Genomic DNA, 20,708 nt, shown 5'->3' on the forward strand with positions numbered 1-20,708 from the left:
GGCGCCTGGCCCGTCTGCTCCGTCAAGGCCGGCCTCACCAAGTAACACCCCACCCACCGGGCACCCCACCCACCGGGCCCACGACAACGCCGCTGCACCGACCACACCACCGGTCAGGTCCAGCGGCGTCGTGCATCCCCCCCACACCCCCACGGATGCGCAAAACCCACACCACGCGCGAGACGGACCCGAAAAGGTGTCGCCGCCCGGCCGCCGCTGTGGAAGGGTTCGGCCGGTCGGACCGGACGGTCCGGTGCCGCGCCCCTGCCCGCGCCCGGCGCACAGCTCGCACGCGCGCGCCCATCGGAGGAACGTCCGGATGACCCTGCCCGCACGTCTGGTCCCCCTGCTGGAACAGTTCGACTTCGCGCACCGCCGCCTCTCCGACCGGCTGGCCGGACCGGTGATGGACAGCGGCAACGGCACGGACGTCCCGGTCGGGCCGCTCACCGACGACGAGTACCTCTGGGAGCCGGTCCCCGGCTGCTGGTCGGTCCGCCGCCACGCGGACGGCCCCGGGGAGCGCGCCACCCTGCTCGTCGGCCCCGGCACCTGGGGCCGCGACGCCTCACCGGCCCCGCACCCCGTCCCGCCTCCCTTCACCACCCTCGCCTGGCGACTGAGCCACCTGACCGAGATGCTGGCGCTGCGCGCCGACCACACGACCGGCACCCGCTCGCTGACCAGGGACGACCACCCGGTGAGCGGCGACGCCGACTCCGCGGTCAAGGGCTTCGACAGCGCGGCGGGCGCCTGGCGGGCGACGCTCCTCGCGACCGACGACGCCGCGCTCGACACCGTCGGCCACAGCGCGTACCCGTACGGCAGCGACCCGGAGGATCCGTTCCTCGACATCGTCTGGTGGGTCAACCAGGAGTTGCTGCACCACGGCGCGGAGATCGCCCTGCTCCGCGACCTCCACCGCTCCCGCGCGCGGCCGGAACCGCTCTCCTGACCGGAGCCGCCGACCCGGACCGGTTACGCGGGCCGGTCGCGCGGGCCGGTGGTCACGCGGGCCGGGCCGGCAGGGGGAGCGGCAGCGCGGGCAGCCCGTCGAGGCTGGTGCCGACGTACGGCTTGCCCTCGCAGTAGGTGTTGAACTCCTCGTCGGTCTTCCGCCCGAAGTACTGCGTGTGCAGGTCGCGGTCACCCTGGTAGTCCATCAGCGGCACCGCGAACCCGCAGGAGTCGCTGACCCGCTCCGCCACCACCAGCACGATCGCCCGCAGCCCCGCCCCGTCGACCGCCGGGTCGAACTCGCCCAGCAGCCCCGCGAACCGCGGGTCGTCGCGGAACACCGCCTCGCCCTTCCCGTGCACCCGGACGACCGTCGGCGGCCCGTCGAACGCGCACCACATCAGCGTGACCCGCCCGTTCTCCCGAACATGGGCGAGCGTCTCCGCCGTGGAGCCCCCGAAGTCCAGGTAGGCGAGGGTGAGTTCGTCGATCACCACCAGCGTCCCCGCCCGTCCCTTCGGCGAGACGTTGACGTGCCCCTCGCCCGCCAGCGGAGCGCTGGCGACGAAGAACACGGGCTGTCGCTCGATGAACCCGCGCAGGCGGCCGTCGATCTTCTCGTATGTCTTTCCCATACGACCATTCTGGCGACTGCGCCGGCCGGGCCGATCGGATATTCGCCATCCGAGACACTCCGGGGCGGCGCTCCCGCCTGCGGCTTCCCGCCCCGACCGGCCGCGACCCCGCCGGGTTGACTATCCTTTGGGGCCTGTTCGCTTCCGATGTTCTACCAGGGTGAGGGGAGTCGGGTCTTGGCCGACACCGGGCTGCTGGCCCACCAGCGTCAGGCGCTGATCGCCGAGATGGTGCGCCGCAGCGGGGCCGTGCGCGTCGCCGAGCTGGTCGATCAGCTGGGCGTCTCCGACATGACCGTGCGCCGCGATCTCGATGCGCTGGAGCGTTCGGGTGTGGTGAAGAAGGTGCACGGCGGCGCGGTCGCCGCCTCGGGCACCGCCATCGACGAGCCGGGTTTCGAGGCGAAGTCCGGTCTGGAGTCCGCCGCCAAGGCCGCCGTCGCGGAGGCCGCGGCGACGCTGGTCGAGCCGGGGAGCGTGATCGCCATCGCGGCGGGGACCACCGCCTACGCGGTGGCGGCCAGGCTCCTGCACGTGCCGCGGCTCACGGTGGTCACCAACTCCCTGCCCGTCGCCGAGCTGATCCGCTCGGCCGGCGAGAAGGGGGAGCCGGGCTCGCCCTCGCTGCTGCTGACCGGCGGTTCGCCGACGCCGTCCGCCGCGCTGGTGGGCCCGCTGGCCGACCTGGCCGTCCAGTCCCTCCACGTCGACCTGCTGATCCTGGGGGCCCACGGGGTGTCCGAGAAGGCCGGCCTGACGACGCCCAACCTCGCGGAGGCCCAGACCAACCGGGCGCTGGTCGCCTCCGCCCGGAGGGTCGCCGTGGTGGCCGACCACACGAAGTGGGGGGTCGTCGCGCTCAGCGGCTTCGCCACGCTCGACGAGATCGACGTCTTCGTCACGGACTCGGAACTCAACGCCCAGGCCCGCAGCACGCTCGCGGAGACCGTCGGGGAGCTGGTCGTCGCACCGCTGCCGGAGGCGTGACCGCTGCCGGAGGCATGACCGCCCGACCGGCAGCGGCGGCCGGGCGCCGTTCCGCCGGACCGAGTCGGCGCCGCCGGCGACGAGACCGCGCCGCCGTTCCCGGACGCCGGGGACGGCGGCGTCGAGCGTCCTCGTCACACCCTTCACGCGGTCGCCCCGGACGGCGCCGACCCGTGGCACGAGACCGGCCTCGGCGCAGGCCGGGCCGGGACGCCGCGGACACCCGGCCGTCGGAGGCCGACCGCGCCGTCCCGACCTCCCGGACAGCCCGAACGGCCTGCGGGCCCACCGCTGGTTCGCGCCACAACGGACCGCCTCAATCAATCAGAACCCAACCCATTCAAACGTCATGTGAAATATCACACCTTGCAGGTGCTCGCCGTCAAGCCCTGGCAGCTGTCGAGATCGAGCCGTGACAAGCCATATGGGACAAGCAAGTCGCGAATGGACAGGTCCATGCACACCTCTTGAGGGCGCCTCACGGGCATGCCTATGCTGCGTTGCTTTCCGTTTGAAAAACAGACAGAAAGCACCACCTGGCTCCCCCACCCACCTTGGAGCACCCATGCGCAGACCCGCGCCGCGCCTCCTGCCGCGCACTCTGCTCGCCCTCACCCTGGCCGCGTCCGGGCTGGCCGCGACCGTCCTCGGTCCCGCCGCGGCGACGGCCGCCACCCGCCACGCCCCGAGCGCCGGACAGGCCGGCCCGACCTCCCCGGAGGCGACGGGTACGGCCCAGGACGGCGGACTCGCCCCCACCCCGCCCATGGGATGGAACTCCTGGAACACCCTCGGCACCGGCGTCACGCAGGAGGAGGTCGTCCAGACCATCGACTTCATGTCCTCCCGCGGCCTGGTCGCCGCCGGCTACGACACCGTCACCGTCGACGACGGCTGGTCAGTGGGCCACCGCGACGGCCAGAGCACCGACCTGGTCAAGAACTCCTACGGCGCGATGCAGCTCTACGACGCCGCGGGCAACCCGGTCAGCGGCACCGACGGCACCGGGTCCGACCCGACCACCGGCCACCTGGTGCCCCACCCGGACCGTTTCCCCTCCCGCGTCGTCGACGGCCGGACCGTCAACGGCATCGAGTACCTGTCCTGGTACGCCCACCGCAAGGGCATGAAGTTCGGTCTCTACGCCACGACCACGTACACCACGTGCCAGGGCCGTCCCGGCAGCCTGGGACACGAGAGCGTCGACGCCGCCGACTTCGTCGCCTGGGGCGTCGACTTCGTCAAGTACGACGACTGCCCCTACGGGCCGCCCGTCCTGGGTCCCGACGGCCACAACTACGGCACCCAGGGCCAGGGCAGGGAGCTCACCCGCTCGATCTACGCCCGGGTCCAGGACTTCCGCCGCGCCCTGGACGCCGCCTCGGCCGCCCGGAACAGCCCCCGCGTGACCCTCAGCGTCTCCGCCCAGCCCGTCCACACCGGCGTGCCCCACCTGCTGGCCGGCGACGACCCGGCCCGTACCGATCCGGTGGTGGTCGCCGCCGGAACCCCCGCCCGCGAGGCGCCCGGGTACGCGCCGACCGGCGTCTGGTGCGGCCAGGTCGCGAGCCTCTGCCGGATCGGCGGCGACCGCGGCCCCGACCTCGAAGGCGTGCTGTACAACGGACAGTTGCGGACCTCGCTCGGCCACCCCGGCAACGTCCGGCCGGGCAGCTGGAACGACATGGACATGATGTTCGCCGGTTGGCAGGACCCGTACGGCCTGTACGGGGTCACCGACCACTGCACCTGCCACAAGCCGATGACCGACACCGAGTCGCGCAGCGAGATGGCGATCCTCGCCATGATGGCCTCCCCGTTGATCTCCGGCACCGATCTGCGCACCGCGGCGGACTCCGTGCGGACCGACGAGGGGTACACCTGGTCCACCGGCATCTCCGACTCCGCCCTGGCGATCTACAAGAACGCCGACGTCATCGCGGTCGACCAGGACCGTCTCGGCAAGCCCGCCACCCTGGTCGGCGCCCCGCCGACCGGCAGCACCGCCCCGCTCGTCCTCAAGCGCCCCCTCGCGGACGGCGACACGGCCGTCCTGCTCGTCAACCAGGACCCGGCCGGCTCCCGCACGATCTCCACCACCCTCGCCGAACTCGGCCTGACCGGCCCGGGTTACACGTCCAAGGAGCTCTGGACCGGGGCCACCGGCACCGTGACCGGCGCGCTCGGCGCCCAGGTCGCCCCGCACGGCGTCGCCATGTACCGCCTCAAGGCGCTGCCGACCACCGTCCCGGCCGCCGTCATCGGCGACGGCCGGTACCACGGCATCAGCGCGGGGGGCACCGGCGGCCAGGCCCTGGAGGTGCGCGGCACCTGCAGCTCGCCCGACGGCTCGACCGTCGGCGTCAACACCTGGTGGAGCTGGCACACCTCGGAGCAGTGGATGTTCAGCCCCAACCCCGACGGCACCGTGCACATCACCGACAACTGCCGCACCGACACCCAGGTGCACGGCACGCTGACCGGAGGCAACGGGCCCGGCTGGGCCGCCTGGGTCCTCAACCGGTACGACCCCGCCAGCCCGCACCAGAAGTGGCGGGTCGTCCAGGACACCGCGACGGGCGCGCTGACCATCACCAACGTCGCCACCGGGCTGGCCCTGAACGCCCCGCAGGCCGCCCCGACCTCCACGGTCGTCATCAGCCCGCCGGACCCGGCCGCCGCAGGCCAGACCTGGACGCTGCTCTCCTGAGCCACCGCTCCCGCACAGCCGAACTCCCGCGTTCCCGCACAGCCGCACAGCCGCACAGCCATGGTTCCCGCTCCCCCGCACCAGGGGCGCCGGGCCCGGCCCTCCGGCCGCCCGGCGCCCTCCCCGAACCAACTTCCCCGTGCACCAGCCAGTTCGGTTCCGACCCCATGGAGGACTCGTGCGATCCCCCAACCGCAGGCCGGCCCGCCGCGCAGCGACGGCGCTGACCGCCCTCGCCCTGTTGGCCGGCGGCACCGCCCTGACCACCGGGCTCCAACTCGCCGCCGCGCCCCCGGCGGCAGCCCTCGACAACGGCCTCAACCTGACGCCCCAGATGGGCTTCAACAACTGGAACTCCACCTACTGCGGCGCGCAGTTCAACGAGGCGATGATCAAGGGCATCGCCGACATCTTCGTCAGCAAGGGCCTCAAGGCGGCCGGGTACCAGTACGTCAACCTCGACGACTGCTGGGCACTGCCCGACCGCGACGCCGCCGGCAACCTCGTCCCCGACCCGGTGCGCTTCCCCCACGGCATCAAGTCCCTCGCCGACTACGTCCACGCCAAGGGCCTGAAGTTCGGCATCTACTCCAGCGCCGGCGACCGCACCTGCGACGTCAAGGGCTTCCCCGGCGGCCTCGGCCACGAGCAGCAGGACGCCGACCTGTGGGCCTCCTGGGGTGTGGACTACCTCAAGTACGACAACTGCAACAACCAGGGCGTCAACGCGCAGACCCGCTACAAGGCGATGGGCGAGGCGCTGAAGAGGACCGGCCGCCCGATCCTCTACAGCATCTGCGAGTGGGGCAGCACCGGCCCGTGGAACTGGGCGCAGCCGGTCGGCAACTCCTGGCGCACCACCGGGGACATCAGCGACACCTGGCAGAGCATGATCTCCATCGCGCAGGCCAACCAGGGCCTCGCCGGATACGCCAAACCCGGCGCGTTCAACGACCCCGACATGCTGGAGGTCGGCAACGGCGGCATGACGGGCACCGAGTACCGGACCCACTTCAGCCTCTGGGCCCAGATGGCCGCCCCGCTGATGATCGGTACCGACCTGCGCACCGCCGAGCCGGAGACCTTCGAGATCCTCACCAACACCGACGTGATCGCGGTGGACCAGGACCCGCTCGGCCGGCAGGGCACGGTGGTCTCCCGGGAGGGCGGGCTCGTGGTCATGAGCAAGCCCCTGGCGGACGGCAGCCGCTCGGTCACGCTGACCAACGAGGGCTCCTACGACACGACCGTCACCACCACCGCGCAGGCCGTCGGCATCGGCGGCGCGACCTCCTACACCGTCAAGGACCTGTGGTCGAAGAAGTCCACCACCGGCGACGGCACCCTCAGCGCCGTCGTGCCCGGACACGGCACCGCGATGTTCCGCGTCACCCCGCGGTCGCCGGTCTCGCCGCCGAACGGGATGACCCAGCTCAGTGACCTGCCGTTCGGCTCCGTGACCAACATGTGGGGCCCGGTCGAGCGCGACCGCAGCAACGGCCAGCACGAGCGGGGCGACGGACAGACCATCAGCATCCGCGACACCGCCTACCCGAGGGGCCTGGGCGTGCACGCCGGCAGCGACATCGCCTTCCACCTGGGCGGCACCTGCAGGAACCTCGTCACCGACGTGGGGGTCGACGACGAGGCCTACGGCAACGGTTCGGTCGTCTTCCAGATCTACCGGGACGGCACCAGGGTCGCCGACAGCGGCACGCTCACCGGCAAGGACCGGGCCAAGCGGCTGACCGCCGACCTCACCGGCGCGAACGAGCTGCGCCTGGTGGTCACCGACGCCGGTGACGGCACCAGCTGGGACCACGCCGACTGGGCGGGTGCGCGGATCGCCTGCGGCAACGGCCCGGCGGCCGGCACGCACCAGCTCTCCGACCTCGCCTGGTCCTCCGCGGGCAACAGCTGGGGCCCGGTCGAGAAGGACATGAGCAACGGCGGCAACCAGGCCCGGGACGGCCGGACCATCACCATCGCCGGCACGACGTACGCCAAGGGCCTGGGCGTCAACGCGTTCAGCGAGATCGTCTACTACCTCGGCGGCGCCTGCTCCTCGGTCACCACCGAGGTCGGGGTGGACGCCGAGGCGGAGGGCCGGGGCACCGTCTCGTTCGAGATCTACAAGGACGACGTCAAGGTCGCCGACAGCGGCCGGGTCACCTCGGCGACCCCCGCGAAGCGGCTGACGGCCGACCTGGCCGGGGCGAACGAGCTGCGACTGGTCGTCACCGACGGCGGTGACGGCACCAACAGCGACCACGCCGACTGGGCCGCCCCGGTGCTCACCTGCTGACACCGGCACGACGACGGGAGCCCCCGCGCCGGACGGCGCAGGGGCTCCCCTGCGGCCGGGCGCGGCAGGACCGCGGCGTCACCGCTTCATGTAGACGCTGTCCATGAACTCGATGATCTGCCGGTCGGTCAGGCGCTGTCCGTCGCGGTGGCCCATCGCCAGGTCGGCCTCGCTGATCATGCCGACCAGCCGCTCGCCGTCGATGACCGGGATCCGGCGGATCTGGTGCTGCTCCATCTTCCTCAGCACCGCGTCCATGCTGTCCTCGGCCCTGACGCAGTGCAGGTGCCCGGCGAGTTCCATGGCCGTCATCCCGGCCGGGTCCCGCCCTTCGGCGATACATCGCAGGACGATGTCGCGGTCGGTGATGATGCCCTTCAGCTTCTGGTCGTCACCACAGATCGGGAGGGCGCCGACGTTCATGTCGCGCATCATCATGGCGGCCTCGGCGAGCGTCTGGTCGGCGCGGATGCACTGGGCGCCGGTGTGCATGATGTCTCGGGCAGTCGTCACGGGGACTCCTCCTCAGGATCTCCCCCCGAGCACCGGGCAGTCCGGTGCGTTCACCATAGGCACGACGCCGCGGGCCCGCGAGCCCACCGCCCGCGGGCCCGGTGACCGGCCGGTCACCGCCGGGGCCCGGACGGGCCGATACTGGAAGCGTGACGGAGCAGCCGGCCGGTACGTCCGGTGGAGCGACGACGACCCGCGACGTGGTGGACGAGGCGGTCCGGGCCCGGCCCGCGACGGCCCTGCGCCCGTACGTGGCCTGGTACTCGGGGTACCGCCAGCGCGGACTGGCGCCCGCCCTGCACCGGGGCCTGCCGTCCCCGTACCTGACCTTCATCCTCACGCTGGACGAGCCGCTCACCATGGCGGGCCACCCCGACCCGGCGCAGCCCCCCGGGAGCTTCACCACCCTGGTCGGCGGCCTGCACACCGCCCCGGCCCTGATCACGCACGACGGCCGCCAGTCCGGCATCCAGCTCTCGGTGCACCCGCTGGCGGCGCGCGCCCTGTTCGGTCTGCCCGCCGGGGAGCTCGCCGGGCTGGACGTGCCGGCCGAGGCCGTGCTCGGTCGGACCGTCGAACGGCTCCAGGACGCCGTACGGGCGGCGGCCGGGTGGCCGGAGCGGTTCGCGGCGCTGGACGGCGCGCTGCTCCGGCTCGCGCGCCCGTCCGGCCAGGTGCCGCCGGAGGTCGTCCGGGCCTGGCACGTGCTGCGGCGCAGCGGCGGGGCGCTTCCGGTCGCGGACCTCGCCCGCGAGACCGGCTGGAGCGGGCGGCACCTCCAGGACCGGTTCCGCCGGGAGACCGGGCTGACCCCGAAGGCCGCGGCCCGGGTGATCCGGTTCGACCGGGCCCGCCGGCTGCTGGTCCCGACCGGCCCGGTGCCCCGGCTGGCGGAGCTGGCCGTGCGGTGCGGCTACTTCGACCAGGCGCATCTGGCCCGCGAGTTCCGTGCGCTGGCCGGGTGCGCGCCGAGCGTCTGGCTGGCCGAGGAGGGCTCGGACGAGGTGAAGTTCCGAAACGTCCAAGGCGAGCCGGTCGTGGCGGCGCCAGAGTGGGACGCATGACGGCCGACCGGCCGGGCGTCCGCCCCGTCCCGGCCGCCGCTATCCCGAGGAGGCATCCGCCATGGACACCGAGACCACCGACACCGGGGCCACGAACGCCGGGAGCACGGACACCGGGGCCACGAGCACCGCGGCCGCGAGCGCCGGGGCCGCACCGGCCCCCCAGGTCTGGCCGAGCCTGCGGGCCGCCGACGCCCGGGCGCTGATCCGCCACCTGGTGGAGGCGTTCGGATTCGAGGAGGTCGTCGCCTACGGCGAGGGCGACTTCGTCACGCACGCCGAGCTGGCCTGGCCGGAGGGCGGCGGGGTGATGCTGGGCTCCGAGCGGCCGACGCCCGAGGGCTCCGCCCCCTGGCCCGGCGGTCCGGGGTCCTTCACCGCGTACGTGGTGACGGCCGACCCGGACGCCGTGCACGCGCGGGCCGTCGCCGCCGGGGCGCGGATCACCGCGGCGCCCGCCGACACCGACTACGGGTCGCGGGGCTTCGCCGCCGCCGACCCGGAGGGCAACCACTGGCACTTCGGAAACTACCCGGGCGCGCCCCGCCCGTCGGCCGGGTGACCCCGGTGGCCGACCGCCCACCGGCCGGCCACGCACCGTTCGACGGCGGCCCGGCCGCCGTCGAACGGCTGCGGGCGATCTGCCGGGCGCTGCCGGAGGTCGACGAGCGGGTCAGCCACGGCGAGCCGACCTGGTTCGCGGGCACCGGCCGGCGGGCGCGGGTGTTCGTGATGCTCGCCGACCACCACCACGACGACCGCCTCGCGTTCTGGTGCCCGGCGGCGGCCGGTGCCCAGGAGTTCCTGACCGCCGAGGAGCCCGACCTGTTCTTCCGGCCCCCGTACGTCGGCCACCGGGGCTGGATCGGCGTCCGTCTCGATCTTCCGGCGCTCGACTGGGAGCGGGTCGAGGACCTGGTCGGGGACGCCCACGCACTGGTGTCGGGCCGGGCCGGCCGGCCGAGCTAACGCCTCTTTTAGGTCGGGTGACCTATTTTTCTCTCATGACCACCTCCGACACCACCGAAGCCACCGCGGCCACCGGCAGCACCGACCACGCCGGCACCCGCCCCGCAGGCGTCCACGACGCCCTCACCCACGACCCCGACGGCCCCGTCCTGCTGGTCGGCGGCTACGGAACGGTCGGCGGGGAGCTGGCCCGCCTGGTCGCAGCCGACCACCCCGTCCTGCTCACCGGCCGGACGGAACAGCGCGCCGCCGCCCTCGTCCAGCAGCTCGGCGGCGCCCCGCACGCGGCCTTCCGCCGCTGGGACCTCGCCGACCCCGCGCCGTTCACGGCTGCGGTGCGCGCCGTCGTCGGCGTCGTCAACGACCCCGACGACCGGGTCCTGCGGGCCGCCGTCCGGGGCGCGGTCCCGTACGTGGACGTCACCCGCTGGACGGCCCGGCTCCAGCGGGCCGCCACGGTGGCCGCCCTGCTGCGCCCGACCGCCCCGGTCCTGCTCTCCTCCGCCTGGATGGGCGGGGTCACCAGCCTGGTCACCGCCGCCCTGGCCGAGCGGCTCGGCGGCGCGGAGCGCGTCGAGACCGCCGTCCGCTGGGACCTCGCCGACCGCGCGGGCGCCGACTCCGTCGAGTTCATGGACCGCCTCGGTCTGGACTACGAGGTGATCCGTGACGGCCGCCGCCGCCCGGTCACCCCGCTCAGCGACGCCCGGACCGTCCGGATCGGCGCCCACCCCACCCGGGTGGCCTGCATCGACACGCCGGAGCAGTTCACCCTGCCACTCGTCCTGGGCACCGCGACCGCCGTCACCCGGATCGGATTCAGCTCCCTGACCAGCACCCGCGCCCTGCTGGCCGCCAAGCACAGCGGCTTCTTCCGCTGGGGCCGGGGCGACCGGTGGGAGCCCGCCCGCCGGGCCCTCCTCCACTCCCCCGGCGAGGGCGGCACCGCCCTCGTGCGCGTCGACGTCTCCCACGCCGGCCGGACCCTCAGCGCCGTGATCGAGGACCGCGCCGGACAGGCCCACCTCACCGCCGTCGGCGCCCTGCTCGCCCTGCGCCGCGTCCTCGGCACCGACGGCGCCGCGCCGCCCGTCGGTGTGGCCTTCCCCGAGCAGGCCCCCCGGCCCGCCCGGGTCCTCCCCGACCTGGCCGACCTCGGCGTCACCGTCGAGGTCCGGTCCGCCCACGACACGAAGGCGGCCGCATGACCTCCGCACCCGGCCCCGGGCCCGACTCCGAAGCCGCCCCCGTTCCCGACCCGCTTCCCGACCCCCTCCCAGACCCGCCTCCCGGAACTGCGGCCGGCGGCCGGGGACGGAAGGGGGCGCAGCGGCGGACGGAACTGCTCGACGCGGCGGAGGAGGTGCTGGTCACCGGGGGCGGGGCGGAACTCTCGATGCGGGCCGTGGCCACGGCCGCGGGGGTCCGGCTCGGGCACCTGCAGTACTACTTCCCCACCCACGCCGACCTGGTGGCAGCCGTCCTGGAGCGGGTGCTCGGCCGCTCGGCGGAGCGCCTGGCACCGCTGCTGGCGCCGGGCACGGACGACCGGGCCGGGGAACTGGTGACGGCGTTGCTGGCGGAGCAGGAGGACGCCCGGCTGGTGCGCCTGTTCGCCGAGGTGTGGGCACTCGCGGCGCGGGACACGGCGGTGGCGGGCGCCGTCCGGCGGTTCTACGACGAGTACCGGGAGCAGGTGGCGGCGTTCCTGGCCCGGACCCGGCCGGAGCTGCCGGAACAGGTGCGCCGGGCCCGCGCGGCGGTCTTCGTCATGCTGGTGGAGGGAGCCGCCCTGTTCCGCTCCGGGGTGGCGGGCGACCGGGAGCCCGCCTCCGACGGGGAACTGCTCCGGGCCGCGCTGGCGCTGCTCGGCCCCTGAGTCGGCGGCTCCCCGGGCAGGGTCGCGCCGGGTCGGGAGTACGGGCAGACTGGCCGCAGGGGGCCCGGCCGGGACGCCGTGCCCGCCCGGGCCTGACGACCGGTGCAGGCTCGGAGGCGGCGATGCCGCAGATGCTGGTGGACGGACGCACGCTCGCGCTCTCGCACCTGGACAAGGTCTACTTCCCGCGGACCGGCACCCTCAAGGGCGAGGTGCTGCGCTACTACGCCGCCGTCCACACCGCACTGCTGCCGCACCTGCGCGACCGGCCGGTGTCGTTCCTGCGCTGCCCGGACGGCGTGGCGGGCGAGGTGTTCATCGCCAAGAACCCGCCCGCCGGGACGCCCCGCTGGGTGCGCACCGTCGAGGTGCCGAGCAGCGGCGGGGACCTCCGTCAGGTGGTGCTGGACGACGGGGCCGCGCTGCTCTGGGCGGCGAACCTGGGCTGCCTGGAACTGCACGTCCCGCAGTGGCACGCGGCAGAGCCCGGGACGGCCGACCGGTTGGTGCTGGACCTCGACCCGGGTGCCGGAGCCACCGTCCTCACCTGCCGGACGGTGGCCGGGCTGCTGCGCGACCGCCTCGCGGAGGACGGGCTGGAGGCGTGGGTGAAGACCTCCGGCGGCAAGGGACTGCACCTGCTGGTGCCGCTGGAGCCGACGCCCAGTCAGCAGGTCTCCGGGTACGCCAAGGCGCTGGCGGCCGAGCTGGAGGCGGCCCACCCGGACCTGGTCGTGCACACCATGGCGAAGGCCCGGCGCACCAACCGGGTGCTGGTCGACTGGTCGCAGAACGCCGCCCGGAAGACCACCGCCGCTCCCTACACCGTCCGGGCGCAGGAGCGGCCGACGGTGTCGACGCCGCTGACCTGGGAGGAGCTGGGACGGGCCCGGTCGGCGGAGGCGCTGGTGTTCACGATCGCCGAGGTGCCGGAGCGGCTGGCCCGGCTCGGGGACCTGTATGCACCGCTCCTCGACCCGGAGCGGGCCCGCCCGCTGCCGCGCGCCACCGCCGCCCCGGGACCGACCGGCCCCGCTTCCGCACCCGCTTCCACCACCGCACCCGCGCCCGCGCCCGCCGCTTCCGCTTCGGCCCGGACGGTGCGCCGGCCCGCCGTGGCGGACCCCGCCGTCCTGGAGCCCCCGGTGGAGGTCATGCGCCCGGCCGCCGTCCCGGCCGTCCCGGCGGCGGACGGGCTGGGCGGTTCGGGCGTGCTGTACGAACTGAAGCTGGACGGCTTCCGCTGCGTGGCGTTCGCCCGCGGGGAGCGCGCGCCGTACCTGCAGACGCGTTCGGGCCGGGACCTCGCGGCCGACTTCCCCTCGATCGCCGCCGCCGTCGCCCGGCTGCCCGCCGGACTCGTGCTGGACGGGGAGCTGGTCGCCTGGCGCGGCGGCCGGTTCGCCTTCGAGGAACTGCTGCGGACCCGGCAGGCGCGGGCCTCGGAGGACGTGGCGCTCGGGTTGATCGCCTTCGACCTGCTGGCCCTGCCCGGCCGGGACGTCCGGCGGCTGCCGCTGACCGACCGGCGGCGGCTGCTACTGGCCGCCCTGGCCGACGTGCCGCCGCCGGTCCAGCCGGTGCTGGCGACCACCGACCGGGCGGAGGCGCTGGCCTGGATGGAGCGGCTGGCCGACACGGGGGTGGAGGGGCTGGTCTGCAAGGCGGCCGGTTCGAGCTACCGGGCGCGGGGCGCGGGCCACGTCTGGGTCAAGTACCGGCGCGGCGACACCCTGGACGCGACGGTGCGCGCCGTGACCGGACCACCGGCCCGGCCGCGCGCGCTGGTCCTGGAGCTGGACGACGGACGGGTGCTGTTGTCGTCCCCGCCGCTGTCGCCGCTCCAGTCGCGACGGGTGGCGGAGGCCGCGGCCGGCCTGCTGGGCCCCGCGGTGCACGATCCCCAGTACGGGGCCGTCCGGCCGCTGGCCACTCCGCTGCGGGCCGAGGTGACGGTCACCGGGCGGACGGCGACCGCGACCTTCGTGCGGTTGCGCGGGGACTGATCCGGGCCCGCCGAACGGCCCGTGACTACTCCGGCGTGGGCGGGGCGGGGCGCTCCGCAGCGGGCGGTTCCGTGGCGGGCAGTTCCGTGGCGGGCAGTTCCGTGGCGGGCAGTTCCGTGACCGGGCCCTCCGTGACCGGGCGTTCCGCGGCGGGCTGTTCCCCCGTGGCCGGGTGACCGGCGGCGGTGTGGCGCGAGGGTTCGGGCGTGTGGGCGGTGGGCCACGGCGGGGGCGGGCCCTCGCCGGCGGGCGCGTGCGCGAACTCGGTCACCAGCACCTCCTCGAAGGCCGGCAGGTCGGCCGGCTTCCGGCCGGAGACCAGCACGCCGGGGCCGTCGCGGCAGACATGGACCGGTTCGTCGACCCAGTGGGCACCCGCGTTGACCAGGTCGGTGCGGATGCCGGGCCAGGACGTGAGCGTGCGTCCGCGCACCGCGTCCGCCTCGATCAGCGTCCACGCGCCGTGGCAGATCACCGCGACCGGCCGACCCGCGACGCACAGGTCGCGGACGAATCCGACGGCGGCCCGGTCCAGCCGCAGCCGGTCGGGGCCGGCGACGCCGCCGGGCAGCACCAGCGCGTCGTAGTCCGCCGGGTCCGCCTCGCCGACCACGTCGTCGACGGGGAAGGTGTCCGCCCGCTCCAGCCCCCGGAAGGCCTGGACGCGCCCGGGACGGGTGGAGAGCAGCCGGGGCGTGCCGCCGGCCTCGGCGACCGCCTGCCAGGGAGAGGTCAGTTCCACCTGTTCGGCGCCCTCGGGCGCGACCAGGAACGCGACCGTCCGCCCGGTGAGGGCGACAAAGGTCATCCGTCCCACCCCGCTCTCGTCAGCTCCGGTCCCGGAAGGGTCCCGGCGGCCCCGTACGGGCCGTTTCCGTCAGGGACCGGGAGTGCCGGTCCGGTGTTCGTCCTGCACGTAGTGGTCGTCCAGGGCCGCCCGGCCGTGCGCGGTCAGGCCGCCTCCGGTGTGGTCGACCGCGGCGGGCGGCGGGGCGGAGCGGATCCGGGCGCGCGGGCAGTCGAGGTGGACCACCAGCTCCAGGTGGTCGATCCGGGCCACGAGCCCGACCGGAACCAGCACGGGGGCGCCCGGCACCCACGGCCGGGTGTCCACCAGCAGATGGTCCCCGGCATCCTGCTCGACCCGGCCGAGCGGACCGTCGGTCGCCTCGACCTCGTAGCCGACCAGCGTCAGGTCGGTGCTGTGGTGGGAGCCCGGACGGTACTCCCACAGGTCGGTCGTCATCACGCCTCCGGGTCGTCCCAGGGCCGCCGTTCGCGGTGCTGCCGGTGCTCGCGATCCTGGCGGCGGTCACCGTGCGGGCGCCGGTCACGGCGGTCGCGGCGTTCTCGGCGGCGGCGGGAGCCGCCGCGGTCGTCGGGTCCACCGGCCCCCTTGGCGAAGTCCGGGCCGCCGGCGGGATACCGCCCACCGGGATCCCGGCCGCCCAGGTCCGGACCGCGCAGGTCCGGCCGGCGGGCCGAGTCGCCCAGGTCGTCCGCACCGCCCTGCCGGTGCCGGTGCTGGTGGTGCAGCAGCGCCGCGATGCCGGCCGCGAGGGCGACACTGCCCGCCCACAGCACCGCCACACCGATCAGCACCGCCGCCGTGGGCTTCCGCACCGCGATGCTGAGGCACACCGCGGACATCACCAGCCCCGTCATCGCCACCCCGGTCGGTACCCGGCGGGCGAGGCCGCGTACCGCCCGCCGGCCGCGGCTCGGACGTTTGGCGCCCATCGTGCTCAGCCGCCGGTCGAGGCGGCTGTCCTGGCGCAGGTCGTCCTCGATCTCCTCAAGGAGACGTCGCTCCCGTCCGCTCAACGCGGGTCCGTCCATCTCGGTCACCTCCGGGCTTCCGGTGACGGTGTCCACTCCTCCGGGCGAATGCCCGGTCCGGTATGTGCTAACCGCTCCGGCCCCCGGGCGCGACGGCGACCGGGAGACGGCCGGCGCCGAACGCCCGGGGCCGGGCGAGCAGGCTGTCGTCCAGCACGCGCAACAGGGCGACGGCGTCGCGGTGCACCTCGGCCGCGCCCGCCGCCCGCAGCTCCGGGGCGGTCGCGCCGCCGCCCCGTACGGCGACACAGGGCACTCCGGCCCGGTGCGCCGACCGCACTTCGGGAACGCTTCCGGCGACGAACACCGCGTGGGACGGCGTGCCGCCCACCAGACCGAGCCCGGCTCCGAGCGGATCGGACCCCGGCGCGGTCACCGTGAGTACCGGTGCGCCGACCGGTCCGGGGGCGGTGAGGACCACCGTCCAGCCCCGCGCGGCGCACTCGCGCAACAGTTCGGCGGAGCCGGGCGACGCACCGCGCCAGTCGGTCCCGAAGAGTGCCGCCGAGATGACCGTCATGGCTCACCGATCCCGTTCCGCACCGCGTACCGGCGCGCCCTTCCAGACTAGGCCCGCACCCCCTGCCTCCGCCCGGCGCGACGGCGTCCGCGCAGCTCGGGGCGGGACCGGAGCGGTGGCGCCGCCGGGTGGACCGGGACGGGAGCACGGGGCGGCCTCCGCCGCGGCGCGCAGCGCGCCCGCCCGCTCACCCGGAGTGATCGCGGCCACGGGACGGGCGGTCCGACGGTCTGGCAGCCGGGCGGTCCGACGGTCGGTCGGGCGGAGCGCGCGGGTCCGTGGCGAGGCGGCCCGGGCGGTCTTGCCGAGGAGCCCCCGCCGGCCCGGTCGACAGCGGCGAAGGCGGCGGCGTCCCCGCTCCTCCGGCCGACGGCGCGTCGGTGGTGCGGAGCGGTGCCGGAAGGCGAGGTCCGGGTCGGCCGGGGCCGACGGCGCGACGCACGGGCGTGCCACGATCAGGGCATGCGCGACCTCGTCAACGTCCACACCGCCCGGTTGGACCGCACGGCCCGGGAGGCGGTCCGGGGCCTGCTGTCCGAGGAGTTCGACGACCTCTCCGAGGAGGACTGGGAGCACGGACTCGGCGGCCTGCACGCGCTCGTCCGGGAGGACGGCCTGCTGGTCGGCCACGCGTCCGTGGTCCAGCGCCGGATGCTGCACGGCGGGCGCGCACTGCGCACCGGCTACGTCGAGAACGTCGTGGTCCGGGCCGACCGGCGCGGGCGCGGCCACGGCGCGGCACTGATGGCGGCGTTGGAGGAGGTGATCCGAGGCGGGTACGAGCTGGGGGCGCTCTGCGCGGCGGACGATGCGGCGCGGTTCTACGCCGCGCGCGGGTGGCTGCCGTGGCGAGGTCCGCTCGCCGTGCTCGCTCCGCAGGGCCCGGTAGCGACCCCGGAGGAGGAGGGCGCGGTGTTCGTGCTGCCGGGGGCGGCTCCGCTGGACCTCGGCGGGCGGTTGGCCTGCGACTGGCGCGACGGCGACGTCTGGTGACCGGCTCCCGTCCGGTGACCGCCGGGGCCGGACGGGAGCCCGCGGACCCCCCGGCCCCGGCCCGGCCGGAGCCGGGGTGACGGGCTCGGGCCGGGCCGGAGCAGGGGTCAGATGCGGGCCAGGTAGCCGTTGTCGACGAGCCAGAGCACGTTCAGCCTGGACGGGCCGTTCGGCACCAGCGCGGCGTCGAGCTGGTACTGGAAGCCGTAGCCGGGCTGGCCGAACCAGGGCGCGATCGGGCCGGCGTGCACCTTGAACGGCTTCAGGACCTTGTAGTCGTGGTAGTTGCAGGGTGCGGCCGGGTTGCTGTCGAGGCTCTGCGGCGGGATGGAGCGGCTGGCGTAGGGCAGGCCCTCGGGGGCGAGGAAGGAGCCGTACTCGCTGCCGTAACGGTCGATGTTCTGGTTCGGGTAGAGGGTGATCTCGAACTCGATGGGGGTGCCGTCGGGCAGGGTGACGTACCCGTTGGCGGGCGGGTAGATCCAGCCCGGGGCGCCGTTGTTGGCGGTGGGGCTGTAGTAGGTGGCGAGGAACTGCTCCTCGGTGAGGTTTCCGGTGCGCTTGTAGCCGATCAGCTCGCGGCCGACCGGGCCCCGGGTCGGGAGGTCGGCGGGACCGAGCCGGGGGTCCCCGTGGTGGTCGGCCTCCGAGCACTCGTTCGAGGGAGTCGTCGCGGCCGCCCGGGCGGCGAGCACGTCGGGGGCCGAATCGGCGGCCGCCGGGATGCTCGGGACTAGCAGGGCCACGACCGCGGCGAGCGGTGCGGCGAACAGGCGAAGGCGAAGGCGCACGATGTCTCCGTCGTGAAAGTCGTCGGGTGGGTCGGTGGTCCGGTGGATCGGTGGTCCGGTGGCCGGTCGGGAACCGGCGGCCGTTCGGCGCCGGCCGGGACCGGCCGGTGACGGACGGTGGCAGGCCGCAGGGCGCGACCGGCCGGATCCTCCCGGACACCCGGCGATCAGTCACCCTCCGTGTCCGGGACGCGACCTAGGCAAGCGGATCACCTGACCCCGCGTCAACACACCGGGCCCGCAGCGCCGTCGATTCCCCCGGATTCGGCCAACCTGCGCACGCCGGCCACCGGGGGCGCGCAGACTGGAGGGTCACGCCCCCTCCCGTCGCGGTCTCCGCCGCGCGGCGGCCGGAGCGGACCGGCGGCGCGAGTCCTCGCGGCGGGACTGGCGGTCAGCCCCGGCTGCTCGGCGCCAGCCGACCCAGCAGATGGAGCAGCCGGTCCAGCGCGTCACGGGAGTTGGGCTCGGTCAGGTTGACCATCAGACGGAACGCCACCTTCAGCACGGCCGGGTTGCCGAGTCCGGCGGCCCCGGCCGCGCCGAGCAGCCGGGGGCGGCCCAGGGCCTCGGCGACGAGCCTGCCGAGCGCGAAGTAGCCGTCATAGGCGGCGCGCAGCGCCTGCGGGTAGGCGCGCAGGGCGAGTTCGCGCCCCCGGTCGGTGCGCCGCGCCAGCGCCTGGACGACCGTCTCGGCGGCGAAGCGGCCGGACTCCATCGCGTAGGCGATCCCCTCGCCGGTGGCCGGGCTGACCGTTCCGCCCGCGTCGCCGACCAGCAGGAGTCCGTCGGCGTAGTGGGGCTGGCGGTTGAGCCCCATCGGGAGGGCGGAACCGCGGACGGGCTCGGTGACCCCCTCGGGGGTGTAGCCGTACTCGGGCGGCAGGTCGGCGCACCAGCGGCGGAGCAGCTCGCGCCAGTCCACCTCACCGGCCACGGCGCCGGTGTCGAGCACCCCCAGGCCGACGTTGGCGGTCCCGTCGCCCATCCCGAACACCCAGCCGTAGCCGGGCAGCAGGCGCCGTGCCGGGTCGCCGGGGTCGCGCAGGTCGAGCCACGCCTCCAGGTAGCGGTCCTCGTGGCGCGGGGTGGTGAAGTAGGTCCGGTACGCGACGCCCATCGCACGGTCGGTCCGGCGGTAGCGCTTCATCGCGAGCGAGAGCCGGGTGGAGTTGCCGTCGGCCGCGACCACCAGCGGCGCGCGGTAGACGACCGGGCGGCGTTCCTCGCCCAGCCGGGCGGTGACACCGGTGATCCGGCCGGACCGCTCGTCGATCATCGGGCCCGACACGTTGGCGCGTTCGACCAGCCGGGCACCGGCCGAGGACGCGCGGCGGGCGAGCAGCTCGTCGAAGTCCGCGCGGCGCCGGACCAGCCCGAAGCCGGGGAAGGCGGACAGCTCGGGCCAGTCCAGCTCCAGCCGGCGCCCGCCGGCGACCAGCCGCAGGCCGCGGTTGTGCAACCAGCCGGCCGACTCGGAGACGTCGATGCCCAGATCGACCAACTGCCGTACCGCACGCGGGGTCAGGCCGTCGCCGCAGACCTTCTCGCGGGGGAACGACGACTTCTCCAGCAGCAGCACGTCCAGCCCGGTGCGGGCCAGGTGGTAGGCGGCGGTGGAACCGGCCGGACCCGCGCCGACGACGATCACGTCGGCGCTGTCGACGTCCGGACCGTCGGGGCCGGCACCCTCCGCTGTGTCCCGGTCCCGGTCGGGACCGGCCGCGTCGGGACCGGCCGTCGCCGGGGCGGTGCCCGGGTGGCCGGTGCCCGGGCGGGCGGGGTCGGTGAACGGCTGCTGTGCTGGGCCGGGCATTCGGCGCTCCCACGGGTGTCGGTCGGTCGGTTCGGCGGCGGACTCGGCGGACCTCGGCGGTCTCAGACGATATGGACACTGTCCACCGCGCCGCGCCCCGACACGCGGACCCGTTCCGACGACCGGTGGGGACCGGCCGTCGGGATGCCCCCGGGGCGGGCCCGGAACGCCACCGCGCCCGCCGCCGGGTTCCGCTACCGGACTCCGCTGCCGGGTTGTGCCGTCGGAAGCCGCCGTCGACGACGGCGCCGGAGAACACCCCCTTCCGGATGTTCCACTCGGTCAGGGTCCGGTCGTACTCGCCGTTCCGGATCAGCCGGTCCACCGTCTTCACCAGGACGTCCCGCAAGGCGGTTCGTCCTGACCGGTGCCGTGCCGGACGGCCACCGTGCGGCCGGAGAGCTCTCCGGGGCGGAGAGGTCCAGCGGGTTGCCCGCCTCGACCACCGTCGAGGTGCCGGTCGCGAAGTAGTCGACGAAGTCGACGCCCGCGTCGGCCCGGCGGCCGTCCTCGGCGGCCCCGAGCCGGCGCTGCCGGGTGTCGACGACAGCGGACATCGCCAGGTCCGGGTGCCCTGTCCGGACGGCCGGAATCAGCCGGTCGAAGGGCAGGTCGGTGAACGCGACCCGCAGGCCGAGGTGGCGCCCGATCGCCCGGGCGAGCTCCGGATCGAGCCCGGCGGGGTCGCCGGGCGGGTGCTTGAGGTCGTCGCCGGGGCACACGA

18 protein-coding genes and 4 pseudogenes are annotated in these 20,708 nt (G+C 75.0%); 13 read left to right on the plus strand and 9 right to left on the minus strand.

Annotated features, from left to right (window positions below; translation table 11 throughout):
* Positions 1-319 precede the first annotated feature (319 nt).
* Complete coding sequence (locus PUR56_RS28745) at positions 320-955, plus strand: DinB family protein (protein ID WP_329951070.1); 636 nt, start codon at positions 320-322, stop codon at positions 953-955.
* Between the two features lie 52 nt (positions 956-1,007).
* On the opposite strand, the gene PUR56_RS28750 is transcribed toward PUR56_RS28745, so the two are convergent.
* The gene (locus PUR56_RS28750) at positions 1,008-1,592 is read right to left on the minus strand and encodes a pyridoxamine 5'-phosphate oxidase family protein (protein WP_329881866.1); all 585 of its coding nucleotides are present in this window, start codon (positions 1,590-1,592) and stop codon (positions 1,008-1,010) included.
* A gap of 177 nt (positions 1,593-1,769) precedes the next feature.
* Between PUR56_RS28750 and PUR56_RS28755 the strand changes: the two genes are divergently transcribed.
* The 4 genes and pseudogenes from PUR56_RS28755 to PUR56_RS43615 form a co-directional block, all read left to right on the plus strand.
* Positions 1,770-2,579, plus strand: coding sequence for a DeoR/GlpR family DNA-binding transcription regulator (locus PUR56_RS28755; RefSeq protein ID WP_329951071.1), 810 nt, complete (start codon positions 1,770-1,772; stop codon positions 2,577-2,579).
* Positions 2,580-3,144: 565 nt separating this feature from the next.
* Complete coding sequence (locus PUR56_RS28760; RefSeq protein ID WP_329951072.1) at positions 3,145-5,289, plus strand: alpha-galactosidase; 2,145 nt, start codon at positions 3,145-3,147, stop codon at positions 5,287-5,289.
* 178 nt (positions 5,290-5,467) lie between these two features.
* Positions 5,468-7,141: pseudogene (locus tag PUR56_RS28765) on the plus strand (NPCBM/NEW2 domain-containing protein); the annotation flags it as partial.
* A 33-nt stretch (positions 7,142-7,174) separates the two neighbouring features.
* Positions 7,175-7,594, plus strand: a pseudogene (locus tag PUR56_RS43615) (NPCBM/NEW2 domain-containing protein); the annotation flags it as partial.
* A 78-nt stretch (positions 7,595-7,672) separates the two neighbouring features.
* On the opposite strand, the gene PUR56_RS28770 reads toward PUR56_RS43615, so the two are convergent.
* On the minus strand, positions 7,673-8,107 hold the full coding sequence (locus tag PUR56_RS28770) for a CBS domain-containing protein (protein ID WP_329951074.1): 435 nt from the start codon (positions 8,105-8,107) through the stop codon (positions 7,673-7,675).
* A gap of 149 nt (positions 8,108-8,256) precedes the next feature.
* Between PUR56_RS28770 and PUR56_RS28775 the strand changes: the two genes are divergently transcribed.
* The 7 genes and pseudogenes from PUR56_RS28775 to PUR56_RS28805 all read left to right on the plus strand — a co-directional run bounded on the left by PUR56_RS28775 (position 8,257) and on the right by PUR56_RS28805 (position 14,025).
* Entirely contained in the window at positions 8,257-9,171 is a 915-nt protein-coding gene (locus PUR56_RS28775; protein WP_329881862.1) for a helix-turn-helix domain-containing protein, read from the plus strand.
* Between the two features lie 61 nt (positions 9,172-9,232).
* Complete coding sequence (locus tag PUR56_RS28780; RefSeq protein ID WP_329951075.1) at positions 9,233-9,733, plus strand: VOC family protein; 501 nt, start codon at positions 9,233-9,235, stop codon at positions 9,731-9,733.
* 5 nt (positions 9,734-9,738) lie between these two features.
* A complete protein-coding gene (locus PUR56_RS28785) occupies positions 9,739-10,140 on the plus strand; it encodes an MmcQ/YjbR family DNA-binding protein (RefSeq protein WP_329951076.1) in 402 nt (133 codons plus the stop codon).
* Positions 10,141-10,175: 35 nt separating this feature from the next.
* Complete coding sequence (locus PUR56_RS28790; RefSeq protein WP_329951077.1) at positions 10,176-11,348, plus strand: saccharopine dehydrogenase; 1,173 nt, start codon at positions 10,176-10,178, stop codon at positions 11,346-11,348.
* Complete coding sequence (locus tag PUR56_RS28795; protein WP_329951078.1) at positions 11,345-12,019, plus strand: TetR/AcrR family transcriptional regulator; 675 nt, start codon at positions 11,345-11,347, stop codon at positions 12,017-12,019. The genes PUR56_RS28790 and PUR56_RS28795 overlap by 4 nt, the downstream gene beginning before the upstream one ends.
* A 122-nt stretch (positions 12,020-12,141) precedes the next feature.
* Positions 12,142-13,020 (plus strand): annotated as a pseudogene (ligD, locus tag PUR56_RS28800) (non-homologous end-joining DNA ligase); the annotation flags it as partial.
* Between the two features lie 153 nt (positions 13,021-13,173).
* A complete protein-coding gene (locus tag PUR56_RS28805; protein ID WP_329951173.1) occupies positions 13,174-14,025 on the plus strand; it encodes an ATP-dependent DNA ligase in 852 nt (283 codons plus the stop codon).
* 250 nt (positions 14,026-14,275) lie between these two features.
* Here the strand turns inward: PUR56_RS28805 and PUR56_RS28810 are convergent.
* The 4 genes and pseudogenes from PUR56_RS28810 to PUR56_RS28825 form a co-directional block, all read right to left on the minus strand.
* Positions 14,276-14,833, minus strand: a pseudogene (locus PUR56_RS28810) (type 1 glutamine amidotransferase domain-containing protein); the annotation flags it as partial.
* A gap of 69 nt (positions 14,834-14,902) precedes the next feature.
* Complete coding sequence (locus tag PUR56_RS28815; RefSeq protein ID WP_329951079.1) at positions 14,903-15,271, minus strand: PRC-barrel domain containing protein; 369 nt, start codon at positions 15,269-15,271, stop codon at positions 14,903-14,905.
* Entirely contained in the window at positions 15,271-15,864 is a 594-nt protein-coding gene (locus PUR56_RS28820) for a DUF3040 domain-containing protein (RefSeq protein ID WP_329951080.1), read from the minus strand. The genes PUR56_RS28815 and PUR56_RS28820 overlap by 1 nt, the downstream gene beginning before the upstream one ends.
* A 67-nt stretch (positions 15,865-15,931) precedes the next feature.
* Positions 15,932-16,384 carry a hypothetical protein gene (locus PUR56_RS28825; RefSeq protein ID WP_329951081.1) on the minus strand — a complete coding sequence of 151 codons (453 nt, stop codon included), beginning with the start codon at positions 16,382-16,384 and terminating at the stop codon, positions 15,932-15,934.
* 462 nt (positions 16,385-16,846) lie between these two features.
* Between PUR56_RS28825 and PUR56_RS28830 the strand changes: the two genes are divergently transcribed.
* On the plus strand, positions 16,847-17,377 hold the full coding sequence (locus PUR56_RS28830; RefSeq protein ID WP_329951082.1) for a GNAT family N-acetyltransferase: 531 nt from the start codon (positions 16,847-16,849) through the stop codon (positions 17,375-17,377).
* Between the two features lie 107 nt (positions 17,378-17,484).
* On the opposite strand, the gene PUR56_RS28835 is transcribed toward PUR56_RS28830, so the two are convergent.
* From PUR56_RS28835 to PUR56_RS43620, 3 genes are all read right to left on the minus strand, one after another.
* Positions 17,485-18,168, minus strand: coding sequence for a TNT domain-containing protein (locus tag PUR56_RS28835; protein ID WP_329951083.1), 684 nt, complete (start codon positions 18,166-18,168; stop codon positions 17,485-17,487).
* Positions 18,169-18,562: 394 nt separating this feature from the next.
* Positions 18,563-19,984, minus strand: a complete 1,422-nt coding sequence (locus PUR56_RS28840) for a geranylgeranyl reductase family protein (RefSeq protein WP_329951084.1) — start codon at positions 19,982-19,984, stop codon at positions 18,563-18,565.
* Positions 19,985-20,178: 194 nt separating this feature from the next.
* Positions 20,179-20,706: a transporter substrate-binding domain-containing protein gene (locus PUR56_RS43620; protein WP_443034585.1), complete on the minus strand. Its 528-nt coding sequence runs from the start codon at positions 20,704-20,706 to the stop codon at positions 20,179-20,181.
* Between the last annotated feature and the right edge of the window lie 2 nt (positions 20,707-20,708).

The organism is Streptomyces sp. BE303, from assembly GCF_036290945.1.
In the GTDB taxonomy this organism is placed as follows: domain Bacteria; phylum Actinomycetota; class Actinomycetes; order Streptomycetales; family Streptomycetaceae; genus Kitasatospora.